This window comes from Halomonas sp. BLK-85 (genome assembly GCF_044792155.1).
Classification (GTDB): Bacteria; Pseudomonadota; Gammaproteobacteria; order Pseudomonadales; family Halomonadaceae; genus Vreelandella.
Genome location: NZ_CP087731.1, coordinates 1,743,954 through 1,758,335, shown reverse-complemented (window position 1 = coordinate 1,758,335; position 14,382 = coordinate 1,743,954). Strand labels below are relative to the sequence as shown.

11 protein-coding genes are annotated in these 14,382 nt (G+C 55.4%); 2 read left to right on the top strand and 9 right to left on the bottom strand.

Going from position 1 to position 14,382, the window contains the following annotated elements:
- Positions 1-21 precede the first annotated feature (21 nt).
- The 3 genes from pgi to pyk form a co-directional block, all read right to left on the bottom strand.
- The gene (pgi, locus tag LL947_RS07890) at positions 22-1,683 is read right to left on the bottom strand and encodes a glucose-6-phosphate isomerase (protein WP_499832871.1); all 1,662 of its coding nucleotides are present in this window, start codon (positions 1,681-1,683) and stop codon (positions 22-24) included.
- A gap of 81 nt (positions 1,684-1,764) precedes the next feature.
- Positions 1,765-2,238, bottom strand: coding sequence for a methylglyoxal synthase (locus tag LL947_RS07885; protein WP_290821606.1), 474 nt, complete (start codon positions 2,236-2,238; stop codon positions 1,765-1,767).
- A gap of 29 nt (positions 2,239-2,267) precedes the next feature.
- Complete coding sequence (gene pyk, locus LL947_RS07880; RefSeq protein WP_499834388.1) at positions 2,268-3,746, bottom strand: pyruvate kinase; 1,479 nt, start codon at positions 3,744-3,746, stop codon at positions 2,268-2,270.
- A gap of 266 nt (positions 3,747-4,012) precedes the next feature.
- Between pyk and gap the strand changes: the two genes are divergently transcribed.
- Positions 4,013-5,017, top strand: coding sequence for a type I glyceraldehyde-3-phosphate dehydrogenase (gene gap, locus LL947_RS07875; RefSeq protein WP_499832870.1), 1,005 nt, complete (start codon positions 4,013-4,015; stop codon positions 5,015-5,017).
- 77 nt (positions 5,018-5,094) lie between these two features.
- Here gap and LL947_RS07870 read toward each other — a convergent pair whose 3' ends face one another.
- From LL947_RS07870 to LL947_RS07845, 6 genes are all read right to left on the bottom strand, one after another.
- Positions 5,095-6,144: a LacI family DNA-binding transcriptional regulator gene (locus tag LL947_RS07870; protein WP_499832869.1), complete on the bottom strand. Its 1,050-nt coding sequence runs from the start codon at positions 6,142-6,144 to the stop codon at positions 5,095-5,097.
- Between the two features lie 219 nt (positions 6,145-6,363).
- Positions 6,364-7,470 (bottom strand): ABC transporter ATP-binding protein, encoded by a 1,107-nt coding sequence (locus LL947_RS07865; RefSeq protein ID WP_404413359.1) that lies wholly within the window; start codon positions 7,468-7,470, stop codon positions 6,364-6,366.
- A 98-nt stretch (positions 7,471-7,568) separates the two neighbouring features.
- Positions 7,569-9,185 (bottom strand): alpha-glucosidase, encoded by a 1,617-nt coding sequence (locus LL947_RS07860; RefSeq protein ID WP_499832868.1) that lies wholly within the window; start codon positions 9,183-9,185, stop codon positions 7,569-7,571.
- Between the two features lie 26 nt (positions 9,186-9,211).
- Positions 9,212-10,054, bottom strand: coding sequence for a carbohydrate ABC transporter permease (locus LL947_RS07855; protein ID WP_404413356.1), 843 nt, complete (start codon positions 10,052-10,054; stop codon positions 9,212-9,214).
- The gene (locus tag LL947_RS07850; protein ID WP_499832867.1) at positions 10,054-11,031 is read right to left on the bottom strand and encodes a carbohydrate ABC transporter permease; all 978 of its coding nucleotides are present in this window, start codon (positions 11,029-11,031) and stop codon (positions 10,054-10,056) included. The genes LL947_RS07855 and LL947_RS07850 overlap by 1 nt, the downstream gene beginning before the upstream one ends.
- A gap of 14 nt (positions 11,032-11,045) precedes the next feature.
- The gene (locus LL947_RS07845; protein ID WP_499832866.1) at positions 11,046-12,317 is read right to left on the bottom strand and encodes an ABC transporter substrate-binding protein; all 1,272 of its coding nucleotides are present in this window, start codon (positions 12,315-12,317) and stop codon (positions 11,046-11,048) included.
- 409 nt (positions 12,318-12,726) lie between these two features.
- Between LL947_RS07845 and LL947_RS07840 the strand changes: the two genes are divergently transcribed.
- Complete coding sequence (locus LL947_RS07840; protein ID WP_499832865.1) at positions 12,727-14,274, top strand: carbohydrate porin; 1,548 nt, start codon at positions 12,727-12,729, stop codon at positions 14,272-14,274.
- Positions 14,275-14,382 lie beyond the last annotated feature (108 nt).

Genomic DNA, 14,382 nt, shown 5'->3' with positions numbered 1-14,382 from the left:
GGAATCATCTGTGGGGCAGCATCAGGGGCAAGCCCTGGTTTTCCTGGCTGCCTTGGCTGATGCCTCTGTCTGCTCGCTGTTAGCGCTGGGGAAATGGCCGCGCACCAGCTCCAGTAGCCCCTGGGTGGAGGCATCAAAATCGGCGGCATTGGTGTCGATTCGCTCGCTGATTTCCCCGGCAATCCGCTTACCCAGCTGGACACCCCATTGGTCAAAGGAATTGATATTCCAGATGACGCCCTGCACGAACACCTTGTGTTCGTAGAGAGCAATCAGGGCGCCCAGGTTTTTGGGGGTAAGCTCATCCAGCAACAGCGTGCTGGAAGGCCGGTTACCGGGGCAGCTGTAAGGGTCGTGCTGGTTCAGTTCCCTGCTGTCTCCCTGACTGCCTTCCATAAAGGCGTTAGCCTGGGCGAGCATATTGGTGAGAAGGGCGAAATGATGATCCTCCATGCCGGGCTCGGGTTTCAGCGAGGCAATAAAATCAATCGGTACGTAGCGGGTGCCCTGGTGCAGCAACTGAAAGAAAGCGTGCTGCCCATTGGAACCGGTCTGCCCCCAGACAATCGGGCCGGTCTTGTAATTGACCGGATGACCGAAAATGTCCACCGACTTACCGTTGGATTCCATATCCAGCTGCTGCAGAAAGGCGGGCAGCTGGTTGAGGGCCTGATCGTAGGGCACGATGGCCTGGGTTTCTGCGCCTACAAAGTTGATGTACCAGATCCCGATCAGTGCCATCAGCACCGGCATATTCTGCGAGAAGGGCGCTTCGATAAAGTGGCGATCCATCTCATGGGCGCCTTCCAGTAGCTCGATAAAGCCTTCAAAGCCTACCGAAAGCGCAATCGGCAGGCCAATTGACGACCACATGGAATATCGCCCGCCCACCCAGGCCCAGAACTCGAACACGTTCTCTTCACGTATGCCGAATGCCATTGCCGCCTTGCGGTTGGTGGACGCAGCAATGAAGTGGGCGCCGACGTCGGCATCCTCACCGGCATTTTCCAGAAACCAGCGCCGCGCCGTCTTGGCGTTGAGCAGGGTCTCCTGAGTGGAGAAGGTCTTGGTCGAGACAATGAACAGAGTGGTGGCCGGGTCAAGCCGCGACAGCACCTTCTGGATATGAGTGCCATCGACGTTGGAAACAAAGTGGAAATGCAGTTCCGGGTGGCGATACTTGAGCAGCGCGCGCACTGCCATGTTCGGGCCCAGATCGGAGCCGCCGATGCCGATATTGACCACATCCCTGATGCGCTGGCCATTATAGCCTTTCCATTCCCCGCTTCTGACCGCTTCTGAAAACTGCTTGATCTGTTCCCGGGTGCGGTTGATTTCCGGCATGACATCCTTGCCGTCGACGTGCACGGCGTCAGCGCTTAGGTTACGCAACGCAGTGTGAAGTACCGGGCGGTTCTCGGTGACGTTGATGATATCACCTGAAAACATCTGTGCGCGGCGCTGTACCAGGGCGGAATGGTCGGCCAGTTCCAGCAGTTTTTTGAGCACCTCATCCGAGACGTGGTGCTTGGAGTAATCCAGAAAAAGGCCGCCCACCCGCAGGCTCATCTTTTCAAAGCGCTGTGGATCCTGAGCGAAATAATCACGAATGCGGTCATCGGTGGTGCTATCACGCAGGCGTTCAAGGGCCTGCCAGGTCACGCTGCGGGTGAGTTGAAACATAAGGGGCTCGCATTTTTTTGATCAGTCGATGATGACATAGAGTTTGCCCGACCTTGACTTGGCATCTGGCTTGCCTGATTTTCAGGTGCGCGCCTGGGCCCAGGCCTCGGCGTCAGGTATCGCCATATCGTAGCATTCACTGAAATATGGCGATGAAAGCAGGAAATCGGCGCTGGCGGCGTTACAGGCAACCGGAACATTCCACAGCGCTGCGAGACGAAGAAGCGCCTTGACGTCCGGGTCATGCGGCTGGGGAGCAAAGGGGTCCCAGAAGAAAATCAGGATATCCAGCTGTTGCTCGGCAATCCGGGCGCCAATCTGCTGATCGCCGCCCAGCGGCCCAGACATCAAAGGTTCCACCTCAAGGCCCAGTGCCTGCTTGAGACGCCCGGAGGTCGTGCCAGTACCGATCAGGCTGTGCTGGCTGAGCGTCTTATGCCAGCGCGTGACCCATTCAAGCATTTCGGTTTTCTTGCCGTCGTGGGCAATCAGTGCAATCCGTTTGCGGGCCTGCAGGGTACGCACGGCTTGGCGGGGTGGGCGAATGTCAGGCATGGCGAAACTCTCCGGGTGGTTCGACGTTATTATGCGTCTACAGCCATCACTTTCATGGTGTTGGTGCCACCATGGGCATTCATGTGGTCACCACGGGTCAGAATGACGTGTTTACCAGGGTGTGCCAAGCCATGCTCGACAAGTAACTTCATGGCAGTCTGATTGACATCCTTGGCGGCGATGTCAGAAGTATCAAAAGGCAGTGATACCACGCCGCGATAAAGCGCCATCCGCCGTTGTGCAATCGGGCTGTGTGCAAGGCCGACAATCGGCAAGCCAGAGCGTATACGTGACGCAATCAGCGGGGTGTAACCTGTTGAGGTCATGCACGCAATAGCATCCACGCCAGCCATATGGTTAGCGGCATACATGGCAGAAAGGGCGATGGTTTCATCGACTCTTTCAAAGCCTTCATGGATACGGTGGCCTGACTCCTGAGCAATCCGCTCGCGCTCGGCGCCAAGACAGACCCGGTTCATGGCTTCCACGGTTTCAACCGGATAGTCGCCCGCCGCTGTCTCGGCAGACAGCATGACGGCATCCGTGGCATCGAGTACGGCATTGGCCACGTCAAACACTTCAGCGCGGGTGGGCAGTGGTGATTCAATCATGGATTCCATCATCTGAGTCGCTGTGATCACCGCCCGGTTGAGGGTTCTGGCGTGCTTGATGATGCGCTTCTGGGTGCCGATCAGGGCTTCATCGCCAATTTCCACGCCCAGGTCGCCGCGGGCCACCATGACCGCTTCAGAGGCGTTGATAATGCCATCCAGGGTGTCGTCGCTGGCGACGGCTTCGGCGCGTTCCAGCTTGGCCACCAGGCCGATCTCACGGCCAGCGTCGCCCAGCAGCTCCCTTGCCTCTTGCATATCCGCTGCGGAACGAGGAAAAGAGACCGCCAGATAATCCACGCCGATCTCCACGGCAGTTTTCAGATCGGCCTTGTCTTTTTCGGTCAGAGCCGGTGCGGAAAGTCCACCTCCCTGCTTGTTGATACCCTTGTTATTGGAGAGCTTGCCGCCCACGTGAACCCGGGTATGTACCTCTTGGTCCTGAACGGCCGTCACATCAAGTACCACTCGGCCATCATCCAGCAAGAGGCGATCGCCGACGCTGACATCCTCAGCCAGCGTTTTGTAGTCACAGCCAACGCGCTCCAGGCTGCCGGCGTTTTCGTCCAGCGCCATATCCAGCACAAAGGGCTGGCCTTCCTTGAGGTGAATAGCGTCTTCAGCGAAGCGGGCAATGCGGATCTTGGGGCCTTGCAAATCCCCCAGTGCAGCAACGCTACGGCCCAGCTGTTCAGCCAGGTGGCGGACTTCTGTCAACCGGCGGCGATGGTCGTCCGGCGCGCCATGAGAGAAATTCAGCCGTACTACATCAACACCTGCTTTCAGCATGGCTTCCAGCACGCCTGGGCGATCGCTGGCAGGGCCAAGGGTCGCGACAATCTTGGTACGGCGCAATGCAAGCAGTGACTGCTTGGAAGTATGGGGAGTAGCAGGCATGGGCTGGGTAGCGGTACTCATTAGATTGGCCTCATATAAGTGTTGTTGTAACAAGCGTTTTTGATCATCTAGTAGTAGACTAAGATAGCCGTTGTGTAGTAATTTTACCACATCAAGGACGTATATTTGCCTTTAAGAGATTAAACAAAGCGATATAAATCGATAAAAGATGCTTTATATAGGTATGTTTAGCAATTTTTTGTTTTTTTACAACATTTCATCCATGCAGCGGCTTTTAATAGCCACTCAACGAAAAAGGTGACCTCATGACAATAAGAATTGCCATTAATGGTTTCGGCCGGATCGGCCGCAATGTGCTGCGCGCCGTGTATGAAAATGCTTACCGGGACCATCTGGAAGTTGTGGCGATCAATGATCTGGGCGACCCGTCAATGAACGCACACCTGCTGCGCCATGACACCGTTCATGGTCATTTCGGGTTTTCCGTGGAACATGACAAGGAGAGCATGCAGGTAGATGGGCAGCGCATCGCGATTCTGTCGGAGCGTGATCCTGCCCAGTTGCCCTGGAAGGCCATGGGCGTCGATCTGGTCATGGAGTGCACGGGCCTGTTTACCAAGCGAGAGGCGGCAGCCAAGCATATTGAGGCGGGTGCTGAGCGGGTGCTGATTTCTGCGCCTAGTCCGGATGCGGATGCCACCATAGTGTTTGGTGTTAACGAACAGACGCTGAAGGCTGAACACAAGGTGGTGTCCAATGCGTCCTGCACCACCAACTGCCTGGCACCGATCGCCAAGGTGCTGAACGACGCCGTTGGAATTGAAAATGGCTTGATGACCACGGTGCATGCATACACTAACGATCAGAATCTATCCGATGTGTACCATTCTGACCCTTATCGGGCGCGCAGTGCGACGCATTCCATGATTCCCACCAAAACCGGCGCGGCAGCCGCCGTAGGCCTTGTGTTGCCGGAGCTGGCGGGCAAGTTCGATGGCCTGGCGGTGCGCGTGCCGGTGATCAACGTTTCCTTGGTGGACCTGACCTTCAATGCCAGCCGTGATACCAGCAAGGAAGAGATCAACGCTATCGTTGAAAAAGCCGCTGAGGGATCAGCTGTACTGGCGGTCAACGCCCAGCCGCTGGTGTCGATTGATTTCAACCATGATGCCCATTCATCAACCTTTGATGCCAACCACACCCGTGTCAACGGGCGCCTGGTTAAAATCATGGCCTGGTATGACAACGAATGGGGCTTCTCCAATCGCATGATTGATACCGCCCTGGCCATGCAGGCCGCGAGAGGCTGACGCAGCAATCCTCTGAATTTTGAGAGTAGAGAAGTCCGCCGGGCGTTGATTCCGGCGGACTTTTTTGATTGTGTCATTCATGGACAGCTTTCGCCGATAATAAGCTCGGTAGTGAGTTCCTGAGGAACCATGGGCATACTTCCAAGAATCATCTTGGCGGCGATGCGGCCTTTTTCGACACTGTCCTGGCGAACCGTAGTCAGTCGTGGAGCACGGTACTGGCCTTCAGCAATACCATCAAAGCCGGTAATCTGCAGGTCCTCCGGTACGCGGATATTGCGCTGCTCGGCACAGGTCAGCACCGTCAGCGCAATACGATCAGACATGCATAGCAATAGGTCAGGGCGCTGATGTTCTGGCTGGTCCAGAATTTCTTCGACGACCGGCGCGCAAACTTCAAAGGTGTTTTCCTCTATATTCCACATGGGCACCTGTTGGGATGCAAAACCGCAGGCCTGGAGCGCCTGATGAAAACCGCTCAGACGCGCACGGCTGATGGTGCTGCTGTGAGGAAGGAATTTCTGTTCTGGGGTGATACGTCCGTTACAGGCTTGCTCCGTCAAACGCAGGTTGATGATAGCCGGCCGCTGGGGGCGCTTTCGCAGAGCATGTTCAGCAATATGCTGACTGGCAGCGGTGTCATTAATATGAATGGCTGGGGAGCCTGCGATATCAAAATCCACCGACACCAGCGGTCTTTGGGGCGCAAGCTCGCTGATCAGTTGACTGTTGGGCATCAGACCGTAAACGATAAAGCCATCTGCAATATTCCCCGACCCCGATGGCTGCGAGGCATGGCCACGTCCCGGCAGCAGCAGCAGGGTGTGACCGCGGGCGTCAAGCACTTCGGCAACGCCGGATAGAAATTCACTGGCAACGGCATCATTCAGACTGTAGGTCAGGCTTTCAGCAAGCACCACCGCAACGATGCGCGAACGACCTGTGCGCAGGCTGCGTGCCTTGGCATCAGGGCCTGCGTAGCCGAGCTGACGCGCCTTTTCCAGCACCCTGTTGCGTAAGGCAGGTGAGAGTTGATCTGGCCGGTTGAAGGCATTGGAAATAGTGGCGGTTGAGACGCCGAGCTCGCGCGCAAGATCCTTGAGTGTCATTCGGCGTGGTGGAGTCACGATCTTCCTTAGTAATTTGTAGCGCCAACTATTGTTTGGGTACTCTGTATTATTGTAACTGACAAGGTCACTGAGTGATTTTGGTCAGGTGAATGAGACAACGGTTCTGGCGCACTTGTCTTACGCGTTAAAACAGTCAGATGATAACGGCCCAACCCTGCTATCGTCACCCTGTCTGAATGAAAGGCAGGGCTGAGCCGATACTTTTTTTAACCCCTGCTAGGCAGCAGCGTTTGTCGGGGTAGCCAACAATGCCTTGCCGTTGCCATCAAACACATGTACGTGTGTAGTGTCAGGTAGCAGCGACACGGCCTGACCCTGCTTCCATTGGCTGGGGGCTTCACTGCGATGGACGATCAGGATATCACCTTCTTTAGGTTCAAGATAAACGTAGACTTCGTTCCCCAGGTATTCAACATTGACAATATCAAAACGATTATCTGCCTTTGGTTCTGCCAAGCGAAGGTGCTCGGGGCGAACGCCGATCGTCAATTCCGCTCCCTTGTCGAGGTGTTGAGCATCCTGGGGCAGGGCTACCTCGCCAACGCCCGGAACGTTAAGTCGACAGCCCAGGTTATCGCTGCTGACCAGGGTGGCTGGCATGAAGTTCATGGTCGGAGAGCCCATAAAACCAGCAACAAATCGGGTAGCTGGACGCTGATACAGCTCATGGGGTGAACCTACCTGTTCAATATGCCCGCCATTAAGCACAACTATCTTGTCTGCCAGGGTCATAGCCTCTACCTGATCGTGGGTCACGTAGATCATGGTGGAGCCCAGGCGGTTATGCAGGCGAGCAATCTCGTTACGCATTTGCACACGCAGGGAGGCGTCAAGGTTGGATAGTGGCTCATCAAACAGCAGAATACGTGGCTCCCGGGCCATGGCGCGGCCCATGGCAACTCGCTGGCGCTGGCCACCTGAAAGGGCCTTGGGCTTGCGGTGCAAAAGCTCTTCAAGTTGCAGGATTCTGGCCGTGCTCATGACCCGCTCGTCGACGGTCTCGGCATTTTCCTTGGCAAGCTTGAGGCCAAAGGCCATGTTTTCGTAGACCGTCATGTGCGGGTAGAGCGCGTAGGACTGAAAGACCATGCCCACGCCGCGCTCTCTGGGAGGCAGTTCGTTGACCACGTCGTCACCTATCTTAAGGTCACCGTCGGTGATCGATTCCAGACCGGCGATCAGGCGTAGCAGGGTGGATTTACCACAACCGGAAGGTCCTACAAAGACCACAAACTCGCCGTTTCCAATTGAGAGATCAACATCTTTTATAATGTGATCGCGCCCAAATACCTTGTTGATTTTTTCAAGTGTGACGCTTGCCATGGGTGACTCCTTACAAGCCGCCAATGCAATATCCCTGGCGGCTCTGTTATCAATTGTTGTCGTTAATGGCTACCTTTACTTGCCAGATATTACCTGTTTCAAGTGGTCAGCAGGTAAGCGGCCTGATAAGCGGGTAGTGTCAATGAGGTCCCATTCAGCTGGGTATCAAAGCCGTGCCCGCAGAGCTCCTCCTGAATATCGACGGGTAACGATGTGCTTTGCTGCTTGGCGGTCATGTTGAACACACACAGTATTTTTTCGTTGGCAGATTCGCGAACAAAGCCCAGCAGGTTTTCACCAACATCCACCAGCGTAATGTCACCGTCAAACAGCGCCGGGTGCTGACGCCGGAAAGCCAGCAATCTAGCTGTGGCGCTGAGCACTGATTGTGGGTCATGCTGCTGATGGCTGACCGCGAGACCCAGATGGCGCGGGTCAACCGGCAGCCAGGGCTCGACCACTGAAAATCCAGCATGCAAGCCATTGTTCCAGGGCATCGGTGTGCGGCAGCCGTCACGCCCCTTGAACTCTGGCCAAAGTACTTTGCCGTAAGGGTCCTGAATGCGGTCATAGGATACATCTGCTTCTGGCAGGCCCAGTTCCTCGCCCTGATAAAGGCAGACGCTGCCGCGTAGTGACAGCAGCATGGCCGTGACTACCTTGGGATAGGCGCGTGGATCTTCATCGGCCCCCCAGCGTGTCGCGCTGCGTACCACATCATGATTAGACGTGGCCCAGCAGGGCCAGGCATCGCCGGCCAGCTGCTGGAAGCGGGTGATGACCTCGCGCAGGTAGCTGGCAGAGTGCGGCTTGTTAAGCAGATCAAAGGTGTAGGCCATATGCAGCTTGTCGCCACCTGCGGTGTACTCGGCCATGCGTTCCAGCGGATTGTCGTCGCCAATTTCACCCACTGTGGTGGTACCGGGGTATTCATCCGTCAGGGCGCGCAGTTCCTTGAGAAAGCCAAGGTTTTCCGGACGACTGATATCATACACGTGGCGCTGCCAGGTATAGGGGTTGGTTTCCGGCGCTCCCAGGGTTTTGGATTCTCCCGATGGCACAGGTGGATTATCGCGTAGCTGCTGGTCGTGATAGTAGAAGTTGACAGTATCCAGACGGAAACCGTCGACGCCCAATTCCAGCCAGAAACGCATGTTGTCCAGCTGTGCCTGACGCGCTTCGGGGTTGTGGAAATTGATATCCGGCTGGCTGGTCAGGAAGTTATGCAGGTAATACTGCTGGCGACGCGAATCAAAGGTCCATGCCGGACCCCCAAAAATGGAAAGCCAGTTATTGGGCGGGGTCCCATCGGGTTTCGGATCTGCCCATACAAACCAGTCCGCTTTGGGGTTGCTGCGGTTCTGGCGGCTTTCCTGGAACCACGGGTGCTGATCCGATGTATGGCTGATGACCTGATCGATCATGACCTTGAGCCCTAAAGAATGCGCTTTTTCCAGCAGGGCCTTGAAATCTTCCAGAGTGCCGAACATCGGGTCGACATCGCGGTAGTTACTGATGTCATAGCCGAAGTCGAGCATGGGTGACGTGAAGAAAGGGGATAGCCAGATGCCGTCCACGTTCAACGAAGCCACATACTCCAGCTTATTGGTGATGCCTTGCAGATCGCCGATGCCGTCGCCGCGGCTGTCCATAAAGCTGCGCGGATAGATCTGGTAAATCACACCGCCGCGCCACCAAGAAGTTGTGTCATGCATAAAGGAATCCATCATGTAGGGAGAAATCAGCCTTTAACCGCACCGGCGGTCAGGCCAGAGACAATACGGCGCTGGAAAATGATCACCAGTATTACCAGTGGAACTGTAACGACCACTGACGCTGCCATAATCGGCCCCCAGGGCAGCTCGAAGGCGCTACCACCCGACAGCAGGGCAATTGCGACAGGCACGGTACGCTGGGTGTCGGTCAGGGTGAAGGTCAGGGCGAACAGGAACTCATTCCACGCGGCGATAAAGGCAAGCAAACCGGTAGTAGCCATGGCAGGCCACATCAACGGCAGAAATACCTTGGTGATCGTAATCCACGGTGTTGCACCATCCATGATGGCCGCTTCTTCCAGTTCCATGGGGAGCTCTTTCATAAAGGTGGTGAGCACCCACACGGTGAAGGGCAACGTAAAAATGGTATAGCTGAGTATCAGGCCAGCTGGGTTGTTATAGAGGTTCAGGGCACGTATCACCTCGAACAGGCCTGAGAGTACGGCGACCTGAGGAAACATGGAGACCCCAAGAATCACCAGCATGATGGTGGAGCGTCCGCGAAAACGAACGCGGCCCAGGGCATAGGAAGCAGTAATCCCCAGTAAAAGAGCGATAAACACCACCGAAAATGCCACTATGATGGAGTTGAGGATGGCGCGCAAAAAGCTCGACTGGCTGAAGATCTGGGCGTAGTTATCCAGGTTCCACCTGGACGGCCACAGCTCGACCATGAACAGATCGCCAGAGGGTTTGATGGAGGTGATCACGGCGTAATAAAAGGGGAATACGGCATACACCATGATCAGGGCAATCAGCGCCCAGAAACCGACGCGTTTGGCAATTTTGGCTAGCTGACGCTGGTTCATCAGTCACCTCCCAGTTGAATTTTGTTGCGCCCGACATAGAGGTAGGCAATGGTGGCCAGGGCAATGATCAAAAACAGCAGGGTAGAGGCAGCGCTGCCGTAGCCGACATCCTGGAACTCCACCAGCTGTTGGCGGGCATAGACAGACATCGACATGGTGCTGGTCGAGTTGGAAGTCAGGACATAGATGACGTCGAACACCCGCAAGGCATCCAGCAGGCGGAAAATCACCGCCACCATGAGCGCCGGGGTAATCAGCGGCAAGGTGACCTTGAAGAAGACGCGTACTGGGTGAATACCGTCGACCTCGGCGGCTTCGTAGCAGTCCTTGGGCAGCATCTGAAGGGCGGCAAGTACCAGCAAGGCCACAAAAGGAATGGTTTTCCAGACATCGACCATGATCACCGCCCACATGGAGTAAGTAGCGCTGGCCGTCCAGGCGACCGGATCCTCGATAATGCCGACCATCATCAGCAAGTGATTGATGATGCCGAACTGGTCGTTAAGCATCCAGGCCCACATCTGTGCGGATACAATGGTGGGTATGGCCCAGGGTATCAGCACGGCAGCGCGCACTATGGTGCGGCCCTTGAACTCGGCGTTGAGGATCAAGGCTACGATGACGCCGAAAATGACTTCCAGAGAAACCGATACAATCGAGAAATACACCGTGTTCCAGACAGATTGCCACCAGACAGGATCGGCAAGCACGCCAAACCAGCGGCCATTGTCGTAGACCAGGTAGTTCTCGAAACCAATCATGTTGGCATCGCCCAAATCCGATAGCGAGGCATCGGTCAGGCTGAGAAAAAATGTTCTGAAAAGCGGCCAGCCCGCCACCAGCGTCAGGGCAATCAGCATGGGAGCCAGAAATAGCCAGGCAGCCTTTACCCGCTGCCGGCGCACCTTGGTGCTGCGCCCCTGGGGTGTGAGAGGATGCGCCCCTTGGGGCGCATCGGTATCCAGTGAAGTTGACATAAGGCGCTCCGCGCTTACCAGTTACGACGCTTCAGGCGCATCAGGTCACGTTCGAGCCTTTCCACTGCTTCTGCGCCGGTCATGTTGCCAGACAGCACATCATGAGAGGCACTGAAGAAGGCGTTGCTCACCCGGCCATAGGCATCGCCGGTGGGCGCAGACGGGCGGGCGACCGCGTTGGTGAAAGTGTCGTACAGAGTGCCGAAGAAGGGCACTGCATCAAGTACTTCCTCATCCTGATAAAGCGCATCAATGGTGGGATTGTAGGATGCCTCGATAGCGCGGCGTTTCTGTTCTTCCTTACCGGTCAGGTAAGCTACCAGATCAGCGGCCAGCTCCGGGTTCTCGCTGTAGCGGGAAACCGCCAGGTTCCAGCCGCCCAGGCCTGCAGCGCTCTGGCCGTCCTCACCCCCGGCAGGCAGCTGAATAACGCCGACCTTGTCGCGTACATCACTGTCTTCGCTCTGGGCCAGTGACCAGGCATAGGGCCAGTTACGCATAAAGACGGCATTGCCGCCCTGGAAAACACCGCGGGCCTCTTCTTCGGTATAGTTCAGCACACCGTTGGGGGAGATATCATCGATCCACGAAGCGGCCAGATCCAGAGCCTCGGCGGCGTTCTCATTGTTGATACTGATCTCGCCGTCTGCCTCGACGATGTTGCCGCCACCGTGGCTAGCGACCCATTCCAGCGCATTGACGGTCAGACCTTCATAGGCGCGACCCTGGAAAACAAACCCGCGCATACGCTCATTGCCTTCTTCCTGTTCCGCTTGCTGGATGGTCTTGGCAATATCGGTCAGCTCCTGCCAGGTGGCTGGCGCTTCGAAGCCATGCTTTTCGAGCAGGTCCTTGCGGTAGTAGAGCACGCCTGCATCGGTAAACCAGGGCATGGCGACCAGTCGATCGTCGATAGTGTTATTGGTCACGATAGTTTCGAAGTGGTCATCGGCAATATTTTCCCCCAGCGCTTCGTTGAGATCGAGCAGGTGGTTAGCCAGCAGGCCAGGCCAGACAACGTCAATCTGCATGACGTCAATATCGCTGGAATTGGCCGACAGGATCTGCTGGTACAGGGATAAACGTTCGGTTGAAGAGTTTGGCGTAGAAACAATATCGACTTCATGGCCGGTCTTGTCTTCCCATGCGGCAACACCCTCCTCGCAGAGTGTCAGTTCTGCGCCTACGGCACCGCAGGAAATGGTCAGGTCTGCTGCCTGTGCGTGGCTAACAGCCCCGGTGGAACTGGCAAGTACAATCGCGGTAGAGATCAGGGTCTTTTTCATTGGTGCATTCCTCTCTGATTGTTGTTGTCGACGCTTAAGGGACGGAAATAATGGCATGCTCATTCAAGCGTGAAAAATCGTGATTGACTATTTTTTTGCAGTGCATCTTAAACGATTAAGATACTGCAAGGCCAACTTAGCGGGTTGAAGTGGGTAAATTCAATATAGACTTTTGTTGCATATGTGGCAGAGATATGACGTTTTAGTGATTTTTTGTTAGACATTGGTCGAAATATTGGACACTCGGGTTGGTTTTGGTGCACTTAATCGATTAAGTTTTCCCATACGGTTACAAGGCCATCTGTTCGTGACAATTGATCTTGTTGCCGTTCAAAAGTGTAAATCAATAATAATGTGTTGATCGAAGAGAACGCCACTTCGGACACGACCACAACAAGGTTGTCGAATCATGCATACAACAACGCCCGGAATATTTTCCGCTACAACAGTTACTGCAGTCTCCCGGAAGACCTTCAGAACACCTCTTGCCGTTGCCGTCGCTACCGCCTCTCTCGGCCTCAGCGGCGTTGCCTCAGCCAATACCGGTGTTGAAGAGCGCCTGGCTGAGCTTGAAGCGCGTATTGCTTCTGCTGAGCAGCGTGCCGCTGACGCCGAAAGGCGTGCCGAGATCGCCGAGCAGAATCTGGAAAGTGCCCCTGCCTCCAGCGCACCTGCAGCGGCCAGCCAGGATGTCGAAGAGCGTCTGGCAGCTGTTGAACGCCAGGCCAGCGGTGAGGAAGGTTTCTCTTTCAATGTTTACGCCCGCTCAGGGTTGCTGCTTGGCGAAGACGGTAAAAGTATTAATGGCGGTCCTTATGTGACTCCTGCAGGCAGCCTGGGAGGCGCCGTCGGGCGTCTGGGTAATGAACCGGATACCTATTCAGAGGCAATCCTGAATTATCGCATGCGCTTCGATAATGGCGCCAAGGCCCGATACACCACCATGCTGGCCCACGGTACAGACTCCAGCAATGACTGGGTAGGCGATGACACCAACCTGAACGTGCGTCAGGTGTACGCCGAGTTCAGCGACCTGCCCAGCTTTACCGGTGCGTTTGAGAATGCCTCTATCTGGGCAGGTAAGCGCTTTGATCGTAACAACTTTGATATCCACTGGCTGGATAGCGATGTGGTCTTCCTGGCCGGTACCGGTGCGGGTATCTACGATATGCAGTTTGCGGATAACTGGCAGTCCAGCTTTTCTCTTTACGGCCGCAGCTTCAGCGATTATGGAACCCTGGACGGAGATAGCAGCGATACCGATAACCTGGTACTGACCTCGAACAACTATTTCGGTGACGTTCAGGTGATGGTCAATGCCATGTCGGCCGCCGATAACGACGAACGTGATATCGGTGCAGGCCAGCAAGCAGCTGACAGCGGTTGGCATACCATGGTGGCTTATCATGGTGATAACTTCTTTGGGAGTGAAGGCAACTTCAAAGCCGCGGTACTTCACGGTCAGGGCTTGGGCGCTGAAGTGAAAAGCTTGGGCAGTAACGGTGATTTGACTGAAGACGCTAACGCTACACGTCTGGCCATGTATGGCACCACTTATGTAGCGCCTAACTGGCGTGCGGCACCTTCTGTACTGGCAGAGACCAGTGAGGATCGGCTCAACAAAGGCGATAGCTTTGACTGGGCAACCTTCAACCTGCGCCTGGCTAATGAGATTACCCAGAACTTTGAAATGCAGTATGAAGGCAGCTACCAGTATATGGATCTGGACCGCGGTGATGGTAATGCGGCAAGCGGTAACTTTGGCAAGTTGACCATAGCGCCAACCTTCAAACCGGAGGTCGGGGGTTTCTGGAAGCGCCCCGAAATTCGTCTGTTCGCGTCCTATACCGACTGGGATGAAGAACTTAACGGCTATGCGGCTGATGACGCCTTTGGTGATGAAGGTTTCACCGGAGGTCAGTGGAGCTTCGGTGTACAGACTGAAGTCTGGTTTTAATCGCTGACCCACCATTGGGTTGCCTTGCTAGTAGATGGATCAAGACCTGTTTCGCTGATGGTTTGCCCGCGTTCTCGCGGGCTTTTTTTATTAAAAGGGCCTGATATA

Coding starts and splice junctions, on each gene's coding strand:
- LL947_RS07860 (WP_499832868.1), bottom strand. CDS start 9,185: ATGCATGACACAACTTCTTGGTGGCGCGGCGGTGTGATTTACCAGATC.
- LL947_RS07845 (WP_499832866.1), bottom strand. CDS start 12,317: ATGAAAAAGACCCTGATCTCTACCGCGATTGTACTTGCCAGTTCCACC.
- gap (WP_499832870.1), top strand. CDS start 4,013: ATGACAATAAGAATTGCCATTAATGGTTTCGGCCGGATCGGCCGCAAT.
- LL947_RS07865 (WP_404413359.1), bottom strand. CDS start 7,470: ATGGCAAGCGTCACACTTGAAAAAATCAACAAGGTATTTGGGCGCGAT.
- LL947_RS07840 (WP_499832865.1), top strand. CDS start 12,727: ATGCATACAACAACGCCCGGAATATTTTCCGCTACAACAGTTACTGCA.
- LL947_RS07885 (WP_290821606.1), bottom strand. CDS start 2,238: ATGCCTGACATTCGCCCACCCCGCCAAGCCGTGCGTACCCTGCAGGCC.
- LL947_RS07850 (WP_499832867.1), bottom strand. CDS start 11,031: ATGTCAACTTCACTGGATACCGATGCGCCCCAAGGGGCGCATCCTCTC.
- pgi (WP_499832871.1), bottom strand. CDS start 1,683: ATGTTTCAACTCACCCGCAGCGTGACCTGGCAGGCCCTTGAACGCCTG.
- LL947_RS07855 (WP_404413356.1), bottom strand. CDS start 10,054: ATGAACCAGCGTCAGCTAGCCAAAATTGCCAAACGCGTCGGTTTCTGG.
- pyk (WP_499834388.1), bottom strand. CDS start 3,746: ATGCCTGCTACTCCCCATACTTCCAAGCAGTCACTGCTTGCATTGCGC.